This window comes from Photorhabdus sp. CRCIA-P01 (genome assembly GCF_003545805.1).
GTDB lineage: Bacteria > Pseudomonadota > Gammaproteobacteria > Enterobacterales > Enterobacteriaceae > Photorhabdus > Photorhabdus antumapuensis.
The window spans coordinates 221373-242916 of record NZ_NMQR01000002.1; the positions used below are offsets into that span (position 1 = coordinate 221373).

The 21544-nt window shown below is 42.3% G+C and carries 18 protein-coding genes and 4 tRNA genes; 2 read left to right on the forward strand and 20 right to left on the reverse strand.

What is annotated here, in order from left to right:
- The first annotated feature begins 35 nt into the window (after window positions 1-35).
- Window positions 36-986 carry a hypothetical protein gene (locus D3222_RS02460; protein ID WP_118984693.1) on the forward strand — a complete coding sequence of 317 codons (951 nt, stop codon included), beginning with the start codon at window positions 36-38 and terminating at the stop codon, window positions 984-986.
- Window positions 987-1568: 582 nt separating this feature from the next.
- Here the strand turns inward: D3222_RS02460 and D3222_RS02475 are convergent.
- From D3222_RS02475 to trxA, 20 genes are all read right to left on the reverse strand, one after another.
- On the reverse strand, window positions 1569-1871 hold the full coding sequence (locus tag D3222_RS02475) for an NINE protein (protein WP_118984696.1): 303 nt from the start codon (window positions 1869-1871) through the stop codon (window positions 1569-1571).
- 770 nt (window positions 1872-2641) lie between these two features.
- Window positions 2642-2718: transfer RNA gene (locus D3222_RS02480), tRNA-Pro, on the reverse strand.
- A 31-nt stretch (window positions 2719-2749) separates the two neighbouring features.
- Window positions 2750-2836 (reverse strand) — tRNA-Leu (locus D3222_RS02485).
- Between the two features lie 15 nt (window positions 2837-2851).
- Window positions 2852-2927: transfer RNA gene (locus D3222_RS02490), tRNA-His, on the reverse strand.
- A gap of 76 nt (window positions 2928-3003) precedes the next feature.
- Window positions 3004-3080: transfer RNA gene (locus D3222_RS02495), tRNA-Arg, on the reverse strand.
- 157 nt (window positions 3081-3237) lie between these two features.
- Window positions 3238-4614, reverse strand: a complete 1377-nt coding sequence (thrP, locus tag D3222_RS02500) for a bifunctional threonine/serine APC transporter ThrP (RefSeq protein WP_118984697.1) — start codon at window positions 4612-4614, stop codon at window positions 3238-3240.
- 259 nt (window positions 4615-4873) lie between these two features.
- Window positions 4874-5611, reverse strand: coding sequence for a lipopolysaccharide N-acetylmannosaminouronosyltransferase (wecG, locus tag D3222_RS02505; protein ID WP_118984698.1), 738 nt, complete (start codon window positions 5609-5611; stop codon window positions 4874-4876).
- On the reverse strand, window positions 5602-6981 hold the full coding sequence (gene wzyE / locus D3222_RS02510) for an ECA oligosaccharide polymerase (protein ID WP_118984699.1): 1380 nt from the start codon (window positions 6979-6981) through the stop codon (window positions 5602-5604). Before wzyE ends, wecG begins: the two co-directional genes overlap by 10 nt.
- Window positions 6978-8063, reverse strand: coding sequence for a TDP-N-acetylfucosamine:lipid II N-acetylfucosaminyltransferase (locus D3222_RS02515; protein WP_118984700.1), 1086 nt, complete (start codon window positions 8061-8063; stop codon window positions 6978-6980). The genes wzyE and D3222_RS02515 overlap by 4 nt, the downstream gene beginning before the upstream one ends.
- On the reverse strand, window positions 8060-9310 hold the full coding sequence (gene wzxE / locus D3222_RS02520; RefSeq protein ID WP_118984701.1) for a lipid III flippase WzxE: 1251 nt from the start codon (window positions 9308-9310) through the stop codon (window positions 8060-8062). Before wzxE ends, D3222_RS02515 begins: the two co-directional genes overlap by 4 nt.
- A 2-nt stretch (window positions 9311-9312) precedes the next feature.
- Entirely contained in the window at window positions 9313-10443 is a 1131-nt protein-coding gene (gene rffA / locus D3222_RS02525) for a dTDP-4-amino-4,6-dideoxygalactose transaminase (RefSeq protein WP_118984702.1), read from the reverse strand.
- Window position 10444: 1 nt separating this feature from the next.
- Window positions 10445-11158, reverse strand: coding sequence for a dTDP-4-amino-4,6-dideoxy-D-galactose acyltransferase (gene rffC, locus D3222_RS02530; RefSeq protein ID WP_118984703.1), 714 nt, complete (start codon window positions 11156-11158; stop codon window positions 10445-10447).
- Window positions 11136-12017 (reverse strand): glucose-1-phosphate thymidylyltransferase RfbA, encoded by an 882-nt coding sequence (gene rfbA, locus D3222_RS02535; protein WP_036844183.1) that lies wholly within the window; start codon window positions 12015-12017, stop codon window positions 11136-11138. The genes rffC and rfbA overlap by 23 nt, the downstream gene beginning before the upstream one ends.
- 17 nt (window positions 12018-12034) lie before the next feature.
- Window positions 12035-13105: a dTDP-glucose 4,6-dehydratase gene (rffG, locus tag D3222_RS02540; protein ID WP_118984704.1), complete on the reverse strand. Its 1071-nt coding sequence runs from the start codon at window positions 13103-13105 to the stop codon at window positions 12035-12037.
- Window positions 13102-14364, reverse strand: coding sequence for a UDP-N-acetyl-D-mannosamine dehydrogenase (gene wecC, locus D3222_RS02545; protein WP_118984705.1), 1263 nt, complete (start codon window positions 14362-14364; stop codon window positions 13102-13104). Before wecC ends, rffG begins: the two co-directional genes overlap by 4 nt.
- A 4-nt stretch (window positions 14365-14368) precedes the next feature.
- Window positions 14369-15490, reverse strand: a complete 1122-nt coding sequence (gene wecB, locus D3222_RS02550; RefSeq protein ID WP_118984706.1) for a non-hydrolyzing UDP-N-acetylglucosamine 2-epimerase — start codon at window positions 15488-15490, stop codon at window positions 14369-14371.
- Between the two features lie 127 nt (window positions 15491-15617).
- Window positions 15618-16673, reverse strand: a complete 1056-nt coding sequence (gene wzzE / locus D3222_RS02555) for an ECA polysaccharide chain length modulation protein (protein WP_118984707.1) — start codon at window positions 16671-16673, stop codon at window positions 15618-15620.
- Window positions 16674-16702: 29 nt separating this feature from the next.
- Window positions 16703-17788, reverse strand: coding sequence for a UDP-N-acetylglucosamine--undecaprenyl-phosphate N-acetylglucosaminephosphotransferase (wecA, locus tag D3222_RS02560; protein ID WP_118984708.1), 1086 nt, complete (start codon window positions 17786-17788; stop codon window positions 16703-16705).
- 286 nt (window positions 17789-18074) lie between these two features.
- Window positions 18075-19334, reverse strand: a complete 1260-nt coding sequence (gene rho, locus D3222_RS02570; RefSeq protein WP_011148733.1) for a transcription termination factor Rho — start codon at window positions 19332-19334, stop codon at window positions 18075-18077.
- A gap of 476 nt (window positions 19335-19810) precedes the next feature.
- Window positions 19811-20137: a thioredoxin TrxA gene (gene trxA, locus D3222_RS02575; protein ID WP_118984709.1), complete on the reverse strand. Its 327-nt coding sequence runs from the start codon at window positions 20135-20137 to the stop codon at window positions 19811-19813.
- A gap of 118 nt (window positions 20138-20255) precedes the next feature.
- On the opposite strand from trxA, the gene rhlB reads away from it, so the two are divergent.
- Entirely contained in the window at window positions 20256-21542 is a 1287-nt protein-coding gene (gene rhlB, locus D3222_RS02580; RefSeq protein WP_118984710.1) for an ATP-dependent RNA helicase RhlB, read from the forward strand.
- The last annotated feature ends 2 nt before the right edge of the window (window positions 21543-21544 follow it).

Genomic DNA, 21544 nt, shown 5'->3' on the forward strand with positions numbered 1-21544 from the left:
CTGACGAAGATCTTCAAGCAGCTAGCAGAAATTTTATGAGTATGACGCATGAAGAACTTGTTTTATATCAAAGTTATATTTCAGAACTTCAAAAAACTAGATCTAAAAAATTAATTGAGTTAATTAATAAAACGATTGGTATTATTAACAACACACCGGAAGGAAGAACGCTAAGTGATGTCAATAAATACCCTTACGAGAAAACGCATCGGGTAAATGTGGGTATCATTCAATATACAATCCGTATGATAATTGTCAATGAAAAAGAATTAAATGAATTGTTAAATAACAAACCAAGGACATCTTTTAACAGTAATTCTGTTCCTCTTGATAAGATGGTTTATTCTAAACTTTATGGATCAGTTAGTAATCTATTTTTATATTATCAAGACCTGAAAGATAAATTAAATAACGCATTGGACAGAGAGTTAGAAAAAATAGAATATCTTGAGCAATTATTAACTACAGATAATAAAATGAATGGACTTGATATGTTTTCTCATTTTACAGGAAAATCAGGCCAGGCACTCACACTCTCTGGAATCGGTGTACATGATAAAGTTCGCGAATTAATGCATAAACCAGGTGCATTTGGCAAACCAGAGGGCAGCATTCAATCTCGTTTTATTTCACAAATTCAAAGTGGCGAACGAATTTATTTTGAAAATAATTATGATTTCGCTAAGGAAGCAAAAATACAAGTTGTCGATCCTCTGTGGGCTATTGGAGGTGCAACAGTAAGCGGAACTTTGAAAGATACTAAGACTGAAAATATTGGCGATAAATATAATATATCTGGCGTAATAAATTATAAATTTTATGACGAATTTACAGACCCATACGATATGAAAGATTTAATTGATAAAGAATGGAATCCTAATGGAACTCCGTTTGATATCACAGGGGAGTGGAAAGAAAATGTAAATTTTCAGGTCGATAAAGATGTTTATGAAAACAAAGTCAAGCCATTGATTGAAAAGCAATAGCATTAATATCCATCATCAAAGGTCGCACATTAAATGCGCGACCTTATACAATAAAACAATTAAAAAAACCATTGATACATAATCATAGGAGAAACATGGCTGAATATTGCAATAATAGTCATTAATAACGACACTAATATGGTTTTTTTTAAATTTTTTCCTAATATAAAATAATTAGCTACCATAGATAGCATAAAAAAAATCACAAATATCGACAAAAGAAGAGCAATTAATAACATAACACAATCCATTATTGAAGAAATTGTCTGTAATATTACATCAAATGAGGATCAATTTTTAGTGGGAAAAATTGAGACTTATGTCGCATCTATTGATATTTCAGATAAATTTTTCTGGTCTATTAGCGGAAGTGGCCAAGGCCAATTTTTTATCACCACATCAGTAATACCAAAAACGACCGCTCGTCAAGTGAGAGCGTTTCTGGTGGGAAAGTCTGAGGAGGAGGTGTTCTTAACATAGCAGCAAGCTCCGTTTGGTGAACAGGACTCAATTAAAACAAAGTGCCGGATAAAAAACCAGCACTTTGTCAATAATCTGAAATGCCCCGCACGGGGCATTTTTCTAACCATATTTTTTGGCAAAATCTTCATCGGAAGTGCAAAGATAAATAATAAATTCAATAAATGAGATAAGTGCCGGGATAAATGTCCAGCAAAATAGCAGATATAAAATCCCCATACCGATTTTGCCCAGATAAAATTTATGAGCACCAACGAAACCAAGAAAAAATGCCAACAATGCAGCAACAATTCTGTTTTTACTACCAGAAGAATATGCCTTTATCATCGCGCCACAATGTGGGCATGATCGTGCAGATTCATGCAACATTCGACCACAACCAAAGCATCCAATCATTTTTGACATCAATATTTCCCTTAAGATAAGTTTAGGAAGAAGTAACTCAATTTGCTTTACAGTAAAAACCAACCATCATATTTCCAGTTCTGTTTATATTAGATAGTAATATCTAAACAGTATATAAACCTACCAGATATATCTCTTAGAAATAAAAAAAAACACCTACCTTAGACACAAAGATAGGTGTACAAATACAATCAGGTCTACAGACGGATAGTGCCTCACTCAACGTTGAGTCCGGTCGGCGATGAAAAGAAGGTTATATCTTACTCATCTGTGACATGGACAATAGGCACCGATAATCGGCTCTGCATCATCCCTGGGTTTATGAAGCATACGCAATCATAAGAAATAGGATGAGCATCTACGTTTATAATAATGCATTTAGTGTGCCAACTTTTATTCAAATGAAAGCTGCCTCGCTTCATCAGCTATTTCTCTATTTATTACAACAAGAAATCAGAATCATCACAAAATCCATTTTATACACTGTCTCTTATTTGAGACAAAACATGAGGTATTTATTATTTTCATTACAATTCAATTTGTTATAAGTCTCTTATTTGAGACAGTTAATATATTAATTGTCGTCAAAATACAGAAAATAAGAAATTTACATATAAAACAAATAGTTATTTTTAAAAAAACAATCCTCTAAATCTGAATCAACAGAACACAACTTGAAGGTATATGGATAGAAAAGGAAATAAAAAGTCAAGGGGAACAAAAAAGGATAAAACGCAAAAAACCCTGCATTGCAGGGTTCTTTTAGAATTTGGTCGGCGAGAGAGGATTCGAACCTCCGACCCACTGGTCCCAAACCAGTTGCGCTACCAAGCTGCGCTACTCGCCGAAATTTTCTATTCTTTCTTTTTTCTTTTTTATGGTGCGAAAGGGGGGACTTGAACCCCCACGTCCATAAGGACACTAACACCTGAAGCTAGCGCGTCTACCAATTCCGCCACCCTCGCGTATCACAAAAAAGATGGGGTGGCTAATGGGACTCGAACCCACGACAACTGGAATCACAATCCAGGGCTCTACCAACTGAGCTATAGCCACCATAACAGCTATTTACTGCTAAACACTTAACTTACCAACAGCGTAATACATCACCGCAGCTCTTGCACGCAAATAATGGCGCGCCCGACAGGATTCGAACCTGAGACCTCTGCCTCCGGAGGGCAGCGCTCTATCCAGCTGAGCTACGGGCGCTTAACGCCGTTTCGGGGGGGGATAGTACGGATTTAATGATATACTGTCCAGTGCTTTTTTAAAGAAATGATGCGTTTGATTACACCTTGCTCATTTCGTAGATAAAGCCAGCTCTTAATTTCCCTCCTCACTACCACCGTGACAGTAAATCAATCTATCAGGCTTTTGGTTTTTTACCGTTAAAAAGCTTCACCAACCAATAAATCAGCGACACTATCGACAAAAATCCCCCACCTACCAGCAATGAAAAACGAGTATCCGGGTTAATTGCCATCCCTACCAACACACAACATAAGAATGCTAATGTCAGGTAATTTACATAAGGGAACAAAATAGATTTAAAACCATGTTGTTTCAGCGCCTGCTGATGATACTGACGAAAACGCAATTGGCTCACCAGAATAACAAACCACGGTACCATTCCTGGCAATACGCTGGCACTGTAAACATAAACAAAAACCGCCTGCGGATTTGGGATTAAGTAATTCAAACTAGAGCCCACAATCAAACACAGAATAGTGATGGCAATACAAATTACCGGCACCCCATTCTTTGACAATTTAGTCAGTGATGAAGGAAGCTGATGGTTTTGCGCTAACGCATAGAGCATCCGTCCACCACTGTACATACCACTGTTACAACCGGAAAGCGCGGCCGTCAATACAACAAAGTTAATCACGGCTGCCGCAGAAGTGATACCCACTTTGGTAAATGTCATTACAAACGGGCTGCCCTGAGAGCCCACTTCTGTCCATGGAAATAATGTAACGACAATAAAGATCGCACCCACGTAGAAAATCAGGATACGCCAGAGAATATTGTTAATCGCTTTTTTCAATGTCACCTGAGGGTTCTTCGCTTCCCCCGCAGTGATACCAACCAATTCCACACCCTGATAAGATGCAACCACAATACAGAGTGCAAACAGAAACCCTTGCCAATCACCAGCAAAGAAACCACCATGCACAGTCAGATTATCCAATCCAATAGGCTGCCATTGATTACCAATACCGAAAAATATCAATCCCAAACCAATCAGGATCATGACGATAATTGTGGTTACCTTAATCATGGCAAACCAAAACTCCAGCTCACCATAAAGACGTACCGCCGCAAGGTTCGCCAAAGCGACCAATGCCACCGCAATCAATGCTGATACCCACTGAGGAAGTTCAGGGAACCAGAACTCGGCATAAACACCGATAGCCGTTATTTCTGATATCCCTACCGCCACCCACATAAACCAATAGCCCCAAGCGGTGAGGCATCCCCAGTATGGGCTGAGATATTTATGTCCAAAAGAGGCGAAAGAACCCGTGACAGGTTCAAGAAATAGCATTTCTCCCATCGATCGCATAATGAAAAAAACAAAAATTCCGGCAATAATGTAAGCCAGCAAAACGGAAGGACCAGCCCATTTCAGTGTGCTGGCCGAGCCCATAAACAGACCGACACCAATTGTGCCGCCTAATGCGATCAGCTCTATATGACGGGCTTCTAAACCCCGTTGCAAGCTATGTTGTTGATCTGCCATAAATTCCCTGTCCATTGTTATATGTTGTAATGTGTAATAATAAAAACATACAAGACTGATGTTGATCAGCCATAAAAAGGTCAGGGATCAAAACATGTTTTTCCACTGAGTGGAATAAAAAATTATCCAATAATTAACTACAAATAGTGAAAATCTGGCAGGATCAAACTGTTAGATAAATATTGTGGAATAAATTCATTGTATCACCTGACGAAAGTATCACCTGACGAAAGTTTACACGACAGGCAAAAAAGCAGATTTACAGACGGCCACTGTAATAATATCCAATAAATTTCAGTAAGTTGAACTGGCGACGAATACGACTTGGTTGTGATAACAGACGATAAAGCCATTCAAGCCCCAAATTCTGCCATGCTTTTGGTGCACGTTTTACATGGCCAGTAAATACGTCATAAGTACCGCCGACCCCCATATACAACGCATCCGAATGAATTTTACGACAGTCACGCATGAAAATTTCTTGTTTAGGTGATCCCATTGCAACTGTCACAATCGCTGCACCGCTGGCATGAATCCGCTCAAAAACAGCATTACGCTCTTCTGGCGTGAAATAACCGTTCTGGTTACCAACAATATTGACGTTCCACTGAGCCCGTAATTTGCTTTCCGTCTGTTGCAATATCTCTGGCTTACCACCAACTAGAAAAACCGGTGTACCTTCTTTGCCAGCACGTTCCATGATGGCTTCCCATAAATCAGCCCCCGCTACACGGGAAACTTCAGCAGTAGGGTATTTACGGCGAATAGCTCTTACAATGCTGATACCATCAGCATACAGATATTCTGCGTCACTCAACAGTGTACTTAAAGCTGTATCTTCCTCTGCCGTCAGAACTTTTTCCGCATTAATCGCCACCAGAGTACCCGTCTTTACCTGTCCGCGTTGAAAAATATGGTCAAGAAAGTGAGCCATATCGCGGAAGCCCCAAATATTCAGGCCACGAATACTATATTTAGGAATATTGCTTAGCTCCATTTTCTTTCCTTACATTGTAACGGACGGTTTTGTGATACAACCAAGTTGCTAGTCAGATATTTTCTAATAAGCCCCACGCTCTCAAATAGCCAATACAACAGTTTAGCAATCACCAGACATAAGCCAAAAATAATACAGAAAAACACCACACGAGAAACAAATGAATCCACTCCCTCACGAGCCAGTACTATCATATTGAAAATCGCGCCAAAGCAGAATGCCTGCAAGATAGCGGCCTTATAACGATTAGCCTCCTGTTTTCCTAATTCATAAATCCAGTCAAACCACTTAATTATCAATCCAACAACAATCGCACCAACCGGAATAAACAGCACGCCACCCATCACAACCAGAGAGCCTATCAGAGTTGGGGAGATTGCCAGACCAGAGTGGTTATCCAGTACTTCCCAGGTAAAATAATTCGCAGAATTCAACACCGCATCAGGGCGTCCCGGCCAGAGCCAACTTGGAATAAAGACATAGAAATCACGGATAATAGGCGCCAACCCCTGAAAATCAATTTTGTCATAATTATTCAGCAGTAACGCAAGATTTTCCCACGGGGAAAAAGTATCCCTTGTAAGGTAGAGGAAAGTATAAAATGCTTCTGCACCACTGACATCCAAACTATAACGTTTGAGTGCCAACCAAAACATGCCAACAATCCCTATTACACCCGCCGTTACCAACATCCACAAGGTTATCCAGCCACGCACAATGCCAATAAACAGAAACAACGCGAACGCAATGATAATATTAGCCCGTGTTCCGCCAACAATGACATAAGTCAGTATCCCAAAAGCAACCGTGCTAATCAGAAAAAACAGCCAACGTAACTGTGTCGGCTTCAAGAAATAAACCACCAACATGGCAGGAATAAAGAAGTAAAAGAACCGCTTCAGGGCAACACCGGAAACCTGACTGGAAAAAATTTGACTGTACGACTGTAACTTAAACAGTAGAAAACCGTTTTGCATAAAGAACAGACCCACTGTCACCACTGCAACCAATGCCAGTAATAACCATGTAAAGTGAGTTTCTACCCGGTTCATGGTGAATACAGGTGCTTTAGGCTGCATAGACGGCTTTCTTAGCCGTGTTTTATAACTGACGTAATAAATACCATAAAAACAGGTCGAAGCCAGTAAAGTATGTAGTAAGGCGTCTACAGGTACCACCTCAACATCAAATTGGAAAACCAACAAACACGTCAGTGGGAAGCCAAAATAGAATGTCAGCAAATAAAGCAATGAGAAGAATATATTAAAATTAAAACGTACACGCTGGAATTCCTGATAAGTCAACGTCAGGATGAAAACCAGTGATATCAAGTAAACAACAAATAATCCGCTAAACTGAGTTAAAGTCATCGCTGCTCTCCTGCCGCTTTCGCCAGCGCCTGCCGCCAGCCATCAATAAAGTTCGGGCTAAAGAAAGCTATCGCGTTTCTGTCCAGAGAGAACATCTGCCGTTGTGCTTCCGCAATCAGTTGGTTATCTAAAGGATCACCAGAGAAAAATACCGGCACTTGCTGTTCTGTCAGATCCCGCCAAAAAAGATTCTGACGACTGAGTACAAATGGAACACCAAATTGTATCAACAGACAAATTGTTCCAATCCCCTGCTGGCGATTAAACATGAAATACCCTAAATCACAACGGCGCAGTAATGCCAGATAATCATCAAACGCCATATTTTGCTTAATGATGTTCAAATTTTCTGGCCGGAACAACGATAAAGCAGCCTGTTCGACCTGATTAATATAAACCTGATTGTTTTCAGGATAACCCATTGGGATAATGATTCGTACCTTATCGCCAAACTGCTTATGAATAGTTTTCAATGCCGTAATATGGCGGTTCGATCGATCACCGGAATTCCCCAACAAAATTGTCATCTTGCCATCTTCAACAGGTATTCTTTCTGCAATTGTCAAAGCAGGATCCATTCTGGTTGGAAAATAGAGCAATGATGTTGGTACGTCCGGATGATGTTGAGAATAAAAATAGAGATCTCCACGAACTGCAAACACATGCCCTACCCGACGCTGCGCCAAACGACGCAAGAAATAGAATAGACGAAATTTTAACTGATTGGAGTCTTCATACAGATCAGCTCCCCAAGCATGCCACCAAAACTGATTACGCTTGATTTTTCCTGACAACAACGTCAACCACAAACTCACATTAAATTGGCCGTGAAAAAAAAACCGACAATCTCTATCTGAACGCGCTTGAGCAATAACCGCCTGCGCCAGAGATTTTTTACTATCGAAGAATGCCATATCCAATGCCGGGCAATCATCCAATAAAGCGCGATTTTTGGTCACTACCATAAACTTCGGTTTGGCTAAAAAACCAATTTCTTGTACTAAGACGTCATTAAAAAAGCGCAATACCGTTCGATTATGATGGGGGATATCAGATCCCAGAACGTGAATTAGGGTTGTCATGCTCGCCTGCGATAAATAAGAAATGCACTACAACAAAGGGTAAAATAAACAATATAAGTTGCCATATAAGCTTGCGCTGCACCTAACGATCCATTAGCCGGAATCAGCCAGTGGGCAAAACCAGTGAGCAACAAAAACTGGCTGACTTCAGTCAGCACATAAAAACGCAACGCCGCTTTGGCAATGACCAGATAACCAAAAACGTAAGCGCCCACTTTCAATACATCACCAATCAATTGCCAAGCAAACAAATCACGCATAGCAGTAAATTTGTCAGAAAATAGCAACCAGATGGCAAAATCGCGCAACAACCATACAGTAAAACTTGCAAATGCCACTGCTGGCAAAACAAATTTCAACGCTTTAACTATTTCATTTGATATTTCGTCTTTACCCTTCAATCGTGAAAGCGTTGGCAACAGATAAACGCTGAAAGAAGCAGTAACAAATTGCAGGTAAGCATCGGAAATACTGCTTACACCTTGCCAGATACCCACATCGTGCCAACTATAATGCGCTGCCAGCAGATTTCGCATCATAATGTAGGCAACCGGTAAGGTAATAGAAGTCAGCAGAGCCATAAGAGTAAACTTGCCAAGCTGACCAACCAGTACTTTATCCCACATGGGCTTAAAACTTGAAATCGATACCACTTTGAGACGCCAAACCATCAATCCGGCAGGAAATATGATTAATGCTGGCACTAAAGCCAAACCCGCCAAAGCACCTTCATACCCACCAAAGACAAAACAGAGATAATAGGCCATCACGCCAATCACGCTACCAAAAATAATCGCCAGCGCATTCCTCTGTGCATCTCGGTATCCCTTCAAAATAGCCAAAAAATAGTTGGCAAAAGCAATCCCCATTTGAATAAAGGCAAGTGCCTGCACAACTGGCTCATAATCTTGATGACCAAATAATCCAATACTGATAGACCCGCTAAACAGCAAAAAAATTACCGCCAACAGCGTGGAAAACCCAAGGATAATGACAGAAGATGTCCCCAGTACCGCACGCAATCTTTCCGGCTGCTGCTGATACTCAGCAACATATTTAGTCACACCATTAAAAATACCGGCACCAGCCAACACTCCAAGCACAGTGATAAACTGACGGAAATTACCCGCCTGCCCAACCCCACTGGGACCAAAAGCAACCGCCAGTAATTTAACGATTAAAAGCCCCACACCAATTTTTATCAGTGTGGAGCCCGCAGTCCATATTGATGCTCTAGCTAACGACATAATCAGGCGAAGTATTCTTGAATATGTTTGATGACAATCTGCTGTTCAGCGTCTGTTATGTTGTAAAACATCGGCAAGCGCACCAGGCGATCACTTTCACAGGTAGTAAAACGGTCTTCCCCATGAAAACGGCCAAATTTTTCGCCACCGGGGCTAGTGTGCAGAGAAACATAATGGAATACCGTTAGTACACTAGCGTCCTTCATATAGCTATTGAATGCTGAGCGTTCTTCAACATCTTTCAGCTTGATATAGAACATATGGGCATTATGCTCCAACTCTTCCGGTATTACAGGCAATGTCAGGAGACCAACATCAGCCAACGGTTTTAATGCTTGATAATAGGTATCCCACAAGGCAAGACGACGCTCATTGATTTTCTCGGCTTCTTCCAATTGTGCCCACAAATAAGCAGCTTGAAGCTCCGACATAAGATAACTCGAACCGATATCGCGCCAAGTATATTTATCAACTTGACCACGGAAAAACTGGCTACGATTAGTCCCTTTTTCGCGAACAATTTCCGCACGGGAAATCAATGATTGATCATTGATAAGTGCCGCACCGCCTTCACCACCAGAAGAGTAGTTTTTGGTTTCATGGAAACTGTAGCAACCAATGTGTCCGATAGTGCCCAGTGCACGCCCTTTATAAGTAGACATTACCCCCTGTGCAGCATCTTCCACGACAAACAGATTATATTTCTCTGCCAAGGCCATAATGGTATCCATTTCACAGGCCACGCCGGCGTAATGCACTGGAACAATCACGCGTGTTTTAGCTGTAATTGCTGCTTCGATTTTGGTTTCATCAATATTCATGGTATCCGGGCGGATATCCACGAATACAACAGTTGCTCCACGCAGTACAAACGCGTTAGAACTGGAAACGAAAGTGAAACTCGGCATAATAACTTCATCACCGGGTTGGATATTCAGCAAAATAGCCGCCATTTCCAGTGAAGCTGTACAAGATGGCGTCAATAAAACTTTCGGGCAATTGAAATGTTGTTCCATCCATTCTTCACAACGCTTGGTGAAACCACCATCCCCGCAAAGCTTACCGCTCTCCATGGCTTGCTTCATGTAATCTAATTCAGTGCCAACGACTGGTGGTCTGTTAAATGGAATCATTTCATCCCCTATATAACCAATAAGCAGTGCTTTCAATAAACGCACCATAGCGTGTATAAAGGCGCAAAGCAGCAATATTGCTGGTTTGTGTCGCAATTCTTAACTGATGTATTTGATGGTGCTGACACCACTGCTGCGCCGCCAACATTAATTTTGAGCCAATCCCACAGCCAATATGTCCTGGGAATACAGCCAGCAAACCTACACGAGCCTGACCTGCCCCCATATCTCGTAAGGTAACAAATCCTGCGGGTTGCCCATTATCTCCGTTTACCAGTAAACATTGATGATCAAATGTCCCTAACACAGCTTTCTCAACCCAAGTCGCGTAGAAACGACCACTATCCTGCGGTTGATACCACGGGGTTCGGAAACGGCTTAAAGGAAATACGTTGGAAGCCACCTCTTTCAACATCGGGATATCTCGCCGCTCAGCCAAAAGCAGCTTACTCTCAGAGTTGTCGTTATTAACATTTTCTATGCCAATCATTAAGGAAAGGTCTACTTCTCCTTCCACTAACGAAAATCCCAGAGTTGATAATCCATCAATAAGATCCAATCGCTGTGCAGGTACTTTAGCCTGCACTAAAGCATACTGATCTAACTGAGATGAAGTTAGCAGACTGGCATCAGGTGTGAAATCAAGGCGAGCAGTGGACAACCCAAAATAGTGGCTATCCCACTCTAATGGTTCAATATTGGCGCGAACGGACATGAAGCAGATCCAACAGATATTGGCCGTAGCCAGTTTTTGATAAGGATTTTGCTGTCTTTCTTAGCTGCTCATCATCCAACCAACCATTACGCCAAGCAATTTCTTCAAGACAAGCAATTTTAAAACCCTGACGTTTCTCAACAGTCTGCACAAAAGTGCTAGCTTCAATCAAGCTGTCATGAGTACCAGTATCCAGCCAGGCAAAACCACGCCCTAACAGTTCAACATTCAATTCACCACGTTCCAAATACATCTGATTAATGCTGGTGATTTCCAACTCACCCCGGGCAGAAGGCTTGACCTGCCTGGCAAAATCCACAACCTGATTATCATAGAAATAGAGACCCGTTACCGCCCAGTTTGATTTTGGATTTTCTGGTTTCTCCTCAATGGAAAGAACATGGAACTCGTCATCAAATTCCACCACACCAAATCGCTCAGGATCCATCACCTGATAACCAAAAATGGTCGCCCCTTTTCCACGGGAAACAACTTTCTTCAATTTTGGGCTAAACGCTTGCCCGAAGTAGATATTATCTCCCAATACCAGACAACTGGGTTCCCCATTAATGAACTCTTCACCAATCAAAAAAGCCTGAGCTAAACCATCTGGTGATGGCTGTTCTTTATAACTCAAGCGAATACCAAATTCGTCACCATTGCCAAACAGTCGGCGGAAAGAAGGTAAATCTTCTGGCGTGGAGATAATCAGAACATCACGTATCCCTGCCAGCATCAGTACTGACAAAGGATAGTAAATCATCGGCTTATCATAAATTGGCAGTAGTTGTTTGGAAACACCTCGTGTTATCGGATGCAACCGAGTTCCCGATCCACCTGCCAGAATAATGCCTTTCATGTTACCTCCAGAGTAGCTTAGTTTTCACCTAACCCAAGACGTTCACCAGCATAAGATCCATCCTGAACCCTACGCCACCAATTTTCATTTTCCAGATACCATTGAACTGTTTTGCGAATCCCAGATTCGAAAGTTTCCTGTGGTTTCCAACCCAGCTCATGCTCAATTTTCGCAGCGTCAATGGCATAACGCATATCATGACCAGGACGATCGGCAACATAAGTAATCAAGTCACGATAATAAGCAGTACCTGCTGGCTTCTCAGGACGAAATTCTTCTAGAAGCTCACAAATCGCACAAACCACATCAATATTTTTGCGTTCATTATGACCACCAATATTGTAGGTTTTGCCCGGTTCAGCTTCTGTCACAACCAAATAGAGCGCTCTGGCATGGTCTTCCACATATAGCCAATCGCGAATTTGTTTCCCTTCACCATATACCGGTAAAGATTTTCCTGCTAATGCATTTAAGATCATCAGTGGGATCAGTTTTTCCGGGAAATGGTAAGGACCATAGTTATTTGAACAATTGGTGATAATGACCGGTAAACCATAAGTCCGGTGCCATGCTCTTACCAAATGATCGCTGGATGCTTTGGACGCCGAATATGGGCTACTTGGCGCATAAGATGTTGTTTCGGTAAAGAAACCCTCTTCATCATGTAAATCACCATACACTTCATCTGTTGAAATGTGGTGAAAACGGAAAACAGCCTGTTTCTCCGCACTGAGTTTCTGCCAGAAAGCCCGCGCAGCTTCCAACACAGTATAAGTACCCACAATGTTGGTTTCGATAAATGCCGCTGGGCCATCAATAGAGCGATCCACATGGCTTTCTGCCGCCAAATGCATCACACAATCTGGCTGATATTGCTCAAAGATCCGCTCCAGTGCCTCATGCTGGCAGATATCAACCTGTTCAAACGCATAACGAGGGCTATCCACAACCGGGGCAAGAGACGCCAGATTACCAGCATAAGTCAAGCTATCAACCACAACCACGCTATCTTCTGTATTATCAATGATATGCCGTACAACCGCAGAACCAATAAAACCTGCACCACCTGTGATTAGAATACGTCTCAACGCCAGACTCCTTTTGTATCCACAATCCACTTCTGTTTAATTTCATGGCTGTTTACAGCTTTAAACTGATTATGATCCACCAGCATCAACAGGATATCTGCTTCTTCCAGAGCCTTTTCCAGATTAACTAATCGAGTTATTTCCTTCAAGGAAGCAGGTAATTCATGAACATGAGGTTCTACAGCCAGCGTTTCACCTGCATGCCATTGCGCAATCATACCGGTGATATGTACTGCTGGGCTCTCACGCAAATCGTCAATATTTGGTTTAAATGTCAAGCCAAAACAGGCAATTTTCACTTCGCTGGCACGTTTTCCACTTTCAGCCAAACAATTCGCAACAGCCGTTTTTACTTGATCCACAACCCACAATGGTTTGTCATCATTAACCCTACGTGCTGTATGAATAAGACGTGATTGTTTCGGGTTTTGAGAAACAATGAACCACGGATCAACAGCAATACAATGCCCCCCCACGCCAGGACCTGGTTGGAGAATATTTACGCGCGGGTGACGATTTGCCAAACTGATCAGTTCCCACACGTTGATACCTTGATCAGCACAAATCAGGGAAAGTTCGTTGGCGAATGCAATGTTTACATCTCGGAAACTGTTTTCTGTCAGCTTACACATTTCTGCCGTTCTTGAATTAGTGACAACACATTCACCTTCAAGGAAAATTTTATACAGCTCGCTAGCTCTGGCCGAAGATTTTGACGTCATACCACCAACAACGCGGTCATTCTTAATTAATTCAACCATAACTTGTCCTGGCAACACACGTTCAGGACAGTAAGCGATATCAATATCGGACTCGTCTCCAACCTGCTGCGGGAAAGTTAAATCAGGACGCGCTACTGCCAGCCATTCCGCCATCTGCTCCGTCGCGCCTACAGGTGAGGTAGATTCCAAAATAACCAAATCACCTTTTTTCAGAACCGGCGCCACAGATTCGGCTGCGGAACGGACGTATATCATATCCGGCTCATGATCGCCTTTAAAAGGCGTCGGGACCGCTATCAGAAAAGCATCTGCGGGTAACGGAGCAATCACTGCTTTCAGGTAACCGCCTTCTACAGCAACTTTCACCACTTTGTCTAGATCCGGCTCTACAATATGAATTGCACCACGGTTGATGGTTTCTACCGCATGCTGATTAACATCCACGCCAATGACTTTCTTATTGCGGGATGCAAACGCCGCCGCCGTTGGCAAACCAATATAACCAAGGCCAATAACAGAAATAGTTTCAAAGCTCATAGTGTCACCTGATTTTTTTCAAAGCGTCGAGAATACGTTGACAGGCATCGCCATCCCCATAAGGATTATGAGCGCGGCTCATTTGCTGATAGGCAGCATCGTCTGTCAACAATCGAGTCACCTCTTCCACGATAGTTTTTGTTTCCGTCCCTACCAAACGTACCGTACCAGCATCAACCGCCTCTGGCCGCTCAGTAGTATTACGCATTACCAATACCGGTTTTCCTAAAGAAGGAGCTTCTTCTTGAATGCCACCGGAATCGGTCAGGATCATATAGGCATGGTTCATTAGATAAACAAATGGCAAATAATCCTGGGGTTTAATGAGAATAACGTTATCAATATTATGCAAAATGCGCTTTACTGGCTCACTGACATTCGGATTTAGATGAACCGGATAGACTACTTGCACATCTGGATGAGCACGGGCTATCTGTGCCAAAGCTTCACAAATTCGCTCAAATCCGCCACCAAAACTTTCACGACGATGCCCTGTAACCAGAATCATTTTTTTATTCGTATCAATAAACGGGTAGTGCTTCGCTAGTTTACTCCGCATAGCCTCGTCATTCATTATTCGATCGCGTACCCACAACAACGCATCAATCACTGTATTTCCGGTAACAAAAACCCGATTATCCGCAATGGATTCTTTCAACAAATTATTGTGGGAATTTTCTGTCGGAGCGAAATGATACATTGCCAGATGCCCAGCAATCTTACGGTTTGCTTCTTCCGGCCAAGGGGAATAAAGATCACCCGTTCTTAATCCAGCTTCAATGTGACCAACAGGGATACGTTGGTAGAACGCAGCCAAACTGGTTGCCATTGTTGTCGTCGTATCTCCGTGAACCAATACAACATCCGGCCTAAATTCTGCTAAAACGGGCTTCAATCCTTCCAAAATACGACAGGTAATATCCGTTAGATCTTGCCCTGATTTCATAATATTGAGATCAAAATCGGGAGTGATCTCAAAAAGGTGTAACACCTGATCCAACATTTCCCGATGTTGGGCAGTGACACATACTTTCGCTTCGAAGGCTTCATCCCTTGCCAATGCGTGTACTAGCGGAGCCATCTTGATAGCCTCCGGCCGAGTACCAAACACAGTCAACACTTTCACAGTGACTCTCTTATTAATCAGTAATTTGCAGATTTTCCTGCAAACAATACTCTTAATGCTATTTACTCCTGCTGCTGGAGTTGCAGAAGATATCCCTCAGAAATAGTTATTTCTAATAATTATCTGATTATTTACGCGAACACCTAACCAATGCCACGCCAGCACCCACTAAAGCACCGACTGCACCCCACATGATCATCAAGAACATTCTGCGAGGGCTGTCTCTGGTAACAGGCTCCTCTGGCGTTCTCAAATAGCGGTAAGTCTGGAATTGATCCGGTAATATCGGGGGAATATTCAATGTCGCTAACATTGCAATATTTCGGTCATAGTCCACATCATAGTTAGGCCCTGTTGCTTCTAAAGTCTCAAGTTGAGCCTGTAACAACGGCGCCCCTAGCATAAACATTTTTGAATCGGGCAACTGATCCACCGGTGTATCCGTTTGATTGCGCCGAATCCCTTGTTTTTCCGCAATTTTCAGGGACTGCTGTAATACATTCATTTCGCGGTTATAAACCGCTTTAGCAACCATTTCTTGGCGCTTAACCAATGCATCCATAGATTGGGCACGAGTAGCCCATGCACCTTTTACTTCATCATTTAAATGAGTGCTGGCACGACTATTGGCAAAAGCAATGTACTGGCGCAGGAGTTGATTTGCCTGTCTAGAAGACTCAGCGGTCAGTTTAATGCTGTCATTCAGCACTTTTTTATCATCATGAGGAATAAACTGAATATTATTAACTAATTCATCTAATAAGGCCGCATCGGCTCTGGCATCGCTCTCCTGATGCTGCTTGTAATAATCAGATTTCAACCAAAATTCACGGCGAGTATCATATGCTGCAACTTGAGTGATGAACTCCTTATAGGCTTCTTCTGGAATAGAGGGTAACTGAGTTTCCGATGAAATGTTAATGTGAGAATCCAGATTGCGCAAAAACTGCTGCTGAGAGTAATAACTTCCCAACTGATTAGTCGTAGGCAGATCAGTGATTGCTGTGGCACTCCATTTTTGTTGCATCAGATAAGATGCCCCTAAAGCCGCAGTTGCGAAAATTATTGCCAGTACAACAATCCATACCTTTCCACGCCATAGCGCACTGCACAAGGCTCTGATATCCAGCTCATGCTCCAGAGCTTGTTCATCCTGAATAGATTTCGTTTCTGATTTTATCACTGCACAGAACCTCTGATGATAATAGATGTTTAATGGTTAGCTGAACGGCGCATACGACGCTTTTGCCGTTTAATAAAACGAGCTACCTTCCATACACGCTTGAGGCAATAGCCATACAACAAAAATGCAAGCAAGAACAATGCCAACATTACCCATTCAGGTACAAATTCTAGCCATTCTCCGATAATACCGACAGCGGCTAATAAAGCGGCAGCAACAGTGATCAAAATAAAAGCCTGACGTGATGAGAATCCAGACCGCATAACCAAGTGGTGAATATGTTGCCTGTCAGGAGAAAATGGGCTCATTCCTTTCCGTAACCGGCGGTACATAATAGCAACCATATCCATTAATGGAATGGCAACAATCCACAACGCAGTAACTGGATTAACAGGATGCTCATTCCCCTGAGTAGATTCAATGAGCAGCCAAATAATGGTAAAACCAATCAGTGTACTACCCGCATCCCCCATAAACACTTTGAAACGTTGGCTTAATAAACCAAGATTAAGAACAATATAAGGGAGAATGGCAGCAATAAATGCAAAACACCATAATGCTAGTGCCGTATTACCACTTTGATACAGTAAGATCCCCAAAGCACCGAAGGAGACACAGGATAATCCGCCTAATAATCCATCTATCCCATCAACCATATTGAATGCATTGATAGCAGCCCAGACAGCAAATAGTGTCACAACATAATTAAACGGTCCAAGTGTCATGTCCCAAGGGCCAAAAGCATAACCAAGACTATCTAATTTCAGGCCAGCAAAATACATCATCGCAATACCAACTAGAGCTTGGATGGTTGCCCGGACCTTAACGCTGATATCAAAACGGTCATCCAATGCGCCGACAAATACCAATACACCGGCACAAACCAAATATAACCACTTATGAGGAATAAATTCTTTTGTGATAACAAAAGCAAAACAGATGCCAACAAATATTGATATTCCTCCAACCAGAGGCACTAACCCCTGATGACACTTACGATAATTGGGCTTATCAACAAGGCCAACTTTCTTTGCTATTTTGCGAGCCATAAACAAAAACGCAAAAGAAAACAGAAAAACATAACAAATTTCAATATTCATGCTAAGAATATTCACGATGATAACTCTCTGTAAAAAGTAAACACACCCTGGTCATCCATCAACCGAAAACATATGGTTTTCTAGCCAAAATCTACCCTCACGAGCGCAAACACTGCTTAATTATGGAAAAAATTAATAGCCCTTATACTCTTACATCATTCTTTTAATATTTATTTCAAATAAATGGCAACATACTACTAGCAAAATACATGCCACATATAATTTTATAACAGTACGGTGGATACAAAAAACGCCACGAAACTGTGGCGCTGATTAAAATGATTATGAACTGAGTTAAAAACTATGAACGTTTCATCATGTCAAAGAAATCGTCGTTCGTTTTGCTCATAGCCAGTTTGTTGATAAGGAATTCCATCGCATCAATTTCTCCCATCGGGTGAATAATTTTGCGCAGAATCCACATTTTCTGTAGCTCTTCAGAGGTGGTAAGCAGCTCTTCTTTACGTGTACCAGAACGGTTGTAATCGATCGCCGGGAAGACTCGTTTTTCAGCAATCTTACGGGAGAGATGCAGCTCCATGTTACCCGTGCCTTTGAACTCTTCGTAAATCACTTCATCCATCTTGGAACCCGTATCCACCAACGCAGTCGCAATAATGGTCAGGCTTCCACCCTCTTCCACATTACGCGCAGCGCCGAAGAAACGTTTCGGACGATGTAACGCGTTAGCATCCACACCACCAGTCAATACCTTACCGGATGCAGGAACAACAGTGTTATAGGCACGTGCTAAGCGAGTAATAGAGTCAAGCAAGATAATCACGTCTTTTTTGTGTTCAACCAGACGTTTTGCTTTCTCAATAACCATCTCTGCCACCTGAACGTGACGAGAAGCTGGCTCATCAAAAGTAGAAGCAATAACCTCACCTTTTACCAGACGTTGCATTTCAGTGACTTCTTCTGGACGTTCATCAATCAGAAGTACCATCAATACACAATCTGGATGATTGTGAGCAATGTTAGCAGCAATATTTTGCAACAACATCGTCTTACCCGCTTTTGGTGGCGCGACGATCAGACCACGTTGTCCACGGCCAATCGGTGCAGCCAGATCCAGAACACGGGCAGTCAGATCCTCAGTGGAACCATTACCACGCTCCATGCGCAGGCGACTATTAGCATGCAACGGAGTTAAGTTTTCAAAAAGAATTTTACTGCGAGCATTTTCTGGTTTGTCAAAATTAACTTCGTTAACCTTCAACAAGGCAAAATAGCGTTCACCTTCTTTAGGTGGACGGATTTTACCTGAAATTGTGTCACCGGTACGGAGGTTAAAACGACGGATTTGGCTGGGAGAAACGTAGATATCATCGGGGCCGGCAAGGTAGGAGCTGTCTGCTGAACGGAGGAATCCAAATCCATCCTGCAATATCTCCAGCACGCCATCACCGAAGATATCCTCCCCACTTTTCGCATGCTGCTTAAGGATGGAGAAGATAATATCTTGTTTACGCATACGGGCTAGATTTTCCAGCCCCATATTTTCGCCGAGTGTAATCAGTTCAGATACCGGCGTATTCTTTAATTCGGTAAGATTCATAATGGTGGGTTCTTAAACTCGGGGTATATCTCGAACTATGAACGTGAATAGTATGGCAGCGTCATCGATCGGTGCCTGTTTATTTTGTACAAAAACAAATCAGACCTTTAATACATTATTCATATAAAAAGGTAGTAATTTGAAGTACTAAGATTGAGCTCAAATAAGACTGACAGGCTGTCAAAAACGCTGTTGAGATAATGCTGAAACATTACTGATTTCTATAAAAACTATCTCAACGTAACGAGCTATACGCCAGATTATTCCCGTATAACCCATTGGATATTTTAGACTATCCAGAGATAACAGACTTATCAGACACTACAGATTATTCAGTATGCAACATACTTCTAACATGATGTATGTGATACAAGCAGTGGCGCTAACTTATCACGCTTCTTTACGGACGTCTAGCGGTCAATGAAATAAATAATAGTATACGCTAAACGCCCGGTATTAATGTGAGCTCACTTCAATTAGAGATTAGTATCCAAAAATTCTTTCAATTGAGTTTTTGATAGTGCTCCCACTTTCGTAGCAGCAACCTGACCATCTTTAAACAACAACAGTGTAGGAATACCACGGATACCATACTTAGGAGCAGTTGCCGGGTTTTCATCAATGTTCAGTTTAGCAATAGTCAGTTTGCCTAAATATTCCGGGGCAATTTCATCTAAAATAGGTGCAATCATTTTACATGGTCCACACCAGGCAGCCCAAAAATCGACAAGAACTGGATCTGCTGCGTTAAGAACGTCAGTATCAAAGCTAGCATCACTCAAATGAATAATTTTATCGCTCATTTTTTACTCCAAAGAATAATTTTTTACCATGCTAGTGTAACATTACTGATATAAGCTTGCCTTTATTTCAGCGGATACACTTTCGTAAGACAATGGTTAACTGATATTCTACCACACTATGAGTAAAACACACTTGACAGAAAAGAAGTTTTCCGACTTCGCCTTGCACCCTAAGGTTATAGAAGCTCTTGATAATAAGGGTTTTTCTAATTGTACACCGATACAAGCACTGACATTGCCTTTCACTGTTGAAGGTCGTGATGTCGCGGGGCAAGCGCAAACCGGTACGGGGAAGACGTTAGCATTTTTAGCGTCTGCTTTTCATTATTTACTGACTCATCCCGCAGCGGAGGAGCGTCAAACCAATCAGCCAAGAGCGCTGATTATGGCTCCTACCCGCGAACTCGCTGTACAGATTTACTCTGATGCAGAAGATCTGGCACGGGTAACAGGTCTAAAGATGGGTCTTGCCTATGGCGGTGATGGTTATGACAAACAGCTGAAAGTACTGGAATCCGGTGTTGACATTCTTATCGGCACCACCGGACGTCTGATAGACTATACCAAACAGGGGCATATTAATCTAAATGCGGTCCAAGTTATGATTCTTGATGAAGCTGATCGCATGTACGATCTCGGTTTTATCAAAGATATCCGCTGGCTATTCCGCCGGATGCCACCAGTAAACGAACGTATGAACCTACTGTTTTCCGCCACACTCTCTTACCGGGTCCGAGAACTGGCATTTGAACAAATGAATCATGCAGAGTATGTCGAGGTGGAACCGTTACAGAAAACGGGACACCGTATCCGCGAAGAGCTGTTTTATCCTTCTAATGAAGAAAAGATGCGCCTGCTTCAAACGTTATTGGAAGAAGAGTGGCCTGATCGCTGCATCATTTTCGCCAATACAAAACATCGTTGTGAAGATATCTGGGCGCATCTGGCTGCTGACGGACATCGAGTTGGGTTACTAACCGGTGATGTAGCACAAAAAAAACGGTTACGCATTCTGGAAGAATTCAGCAACGGCAATATTGATATTCTGGTTGCAACTGATGTCGCAGCCCGTGGATTGCACATTCCTTCAGTCACTCATGTTTTTAATTATGACTTACCAGACGACTGCGAGGATTATGTTCACCGCATTGGCCGTACGGGTCGTGCAGGTGAAAGCGGCCATTCGATCAGCCTAGCCTGTGAAGAATATGCACTAAACCTGCCAGCGATTGAAGATTATATTCAGCACCCTATCCCGGTCAGCAAATATAACAGTCAAGCCTTGCTGCAAGATTTACCGGCACCTAAACGCCGGCACCGTTCGCGTTCAGGAAACCATCAGCGCCGTAACAATTTGTCGCATCGTAATAATACACCACGTAATAACCGTAAACGTTCAGGCTGAAA

Excerpts from the sequence above, each read along its gene's own strand:
- rfbA (WP_036844183.1), bottom strand. The coding sequence starts at position 12,017 with ATGAAAGGCATTATTCTGGCAGGTGGATCGGGAACTCGGTTGCATCCG.
- rffA (WP_118984702.1), bottom strand. The coding sequence starts at position 10,443 with ATGATTCCATTTAACAGACCACCAGTCGTTGGCACTGAATTAGATTAC.
- D3222_RS02515 (WP_118984700.1), bottom strand. The coding sequence starts at position 8,063 with ATGACAACCCTAATTCACGTTCTGGGATCTGATATCCCCCATCATAAT.
- trxA (WP_118984709.1), bottom strand. The coding sequence starts at position 20,137 with ATGAGCGATAAAATTATTCATTTGAGTGATGCTAGCTTTGATACTGAC.
- wzxE (WP_118984701.1), bottom strand. The coding sequence starts at position 9,310 with ATGTCGTTAGCTAGAGCATCAATATGGACTGCGGGCTCCACACTGATA.
- D3222_RS02475 (WP_118984696.1), bottom strand. The coding sequence starts at position 1,871 with ATGTCAAAAATGATTGGATGCTTTGGTTGTGGTCGAATGTTGCATGAA.
- wzyE (WP_118984699.1), bottom strand. The coding sequence starts at position 6,981 with ATGACTTTAACTCAGTTTAGCGGATTATTTGTTGTTTACTTGATATCA.
- thrP (WP_118984697.1), bottom strand. The coding sequence starts at position 4,614 with ATGGCAGATCAACAACATAGCTTGCAACGGGGTTTAGAAGCCCGTCAT.
- rhlB (WP_118984710.1), top strand. The coding sequence starts at position 20,256 with ATGAGTAAAACACACTTGACAGAAAAGAAGTTTTCCGACTTCGCCTTG.
- wecC (WP_118984705.1), bottom strand. The coding sequence starts at position 14,364 with ATGAGCTTTGAAACTATTTCTGTTATTGGCCTTGGTTATATTGGTTTG.
- wecG (WP_118984698.1), bottom strand. The coding sequence starts at position 5,611 with ATGGAGCTAAGCAATATTCCTAAATATAGTATTCGTGGCCTGAATATT.
- rffC (WP_118984703.1), bottom strand. The coding sequence starts at position 11,158 with ATGTCCGTTCGCGCCAATATTGAACCATTAGAGTGGGATAGCCACTAT.
- D3222_RS02460 (WP_118984693.1), top strand. The coding sequence starts at position 36 with ATGAGTATGACGCATGAAGAACTTGTTTTATATCAAAGTTATATTTCA.
- rho (WP_011148733.1), bottom strand. The coding sequence starts at position 19,334 with ATGAATCTTACCGAATTAAAGAATACGCCGGTATCTGAACTGATTACA.